The organism is Achromobacter sp. GbtcB20, assembly GCF_019091095.1.
GTDB classification, from domain to species: domain Bacteria; phylum Pseudomonadota; class Gammaproteobacteria; order Burkholderiales; family Burkholderiaceae_B; genus Achromobacter; species Achromobacter mucicolens.
Map to the genome: position 1 here is coordinate 1 of NZ_JAGXJZ010000112.1, position 701 is coordinate 701.

The following is a 701-nucleotide window of genomic DNA, read 5'->3' on the forward strand; positions in this document are numbered from 1 at the left end:
GTTTTGCAACAGTTCGTTCATGCCTGGTCCTGGAGTGGGGCGGTGGCGGTGGCGGGACGCTGGGCGTTCTTCGGACGCCAGGCCCTGGTGATGGCCGGATCGGTTTCCATGTACGGTCCGCCGATCAGGTCGATGCAATACGGGACGGCGGCAAAGATGCCGCCAACGAGAACGTTGCCGTCAGCGTCCTTCAACCCTTCGAGGGTTTCCTTGATCGCCTTCGGCTGGCCGGGCAGGTTCATGATCAGGGCGGCGTGGTCCTGCGTCTCGCGGATCACGGCGACCTGGCGCGACAGGATCGCGGTCGGCACGAACCGCAGGCTGATCTGGCGCATCTGCTCGCCGAAACCCGGCATTTCCTTGGTGCCGACGGCGAGCGTCGCCTCGGGCGTGACGTCGCGCCGCGCGGGGCCGGTGCCGCCGGTGGTCAGCACCAGGTGGCAGCCCTGCGCGTCGACCAGCTCGACCAGGGTCTTCTCGATCTGTTCGCGCTCGTCGGGGATCAGGCGCGGCTCGATCCGGAAGGGCGTGGTGATGGCGGACGCCAGCCAGTCCTGCAGGGCGGGAATGCCCTTGTCCTCGTAGACGCCGCCGCTGGCGCGGTCCGGGACCGACACCAGGCCGATCACCAGTTCCACTTCCTTACTCGTCATCAGGCTCGTCGTCATCGGATTCCTCGTCGCTGGAAGCCTGCTTGTCCT

General features: G+C 66.9%; 1 protein-coding gene. It reads right to left on the bottom strand.

The annotated features are described in order from the left end of the window. Nucleotides 1-17: 17 nt before the first annotated feature. Entirely contained in the window at nucleotides 18-653 is a 636-nt protein-coding gene (gene mog / locus KVT32_RS28055) for a molybdopterin adenylyltransferase (RefSeq protein ID WP_217619192.1), read from the bottom strand. Nucleotides 654-701 lie beyond the last annotated feature (48 nt).

Coding starts and splice junctions, on each gene's coding strand:
- mog (WP_217619192.1), bottom strand. CDS start 653: ATGACGAGTAAGGAAGTGGAACTGGTGATCGGCCTGGTGTCGGTCCCG.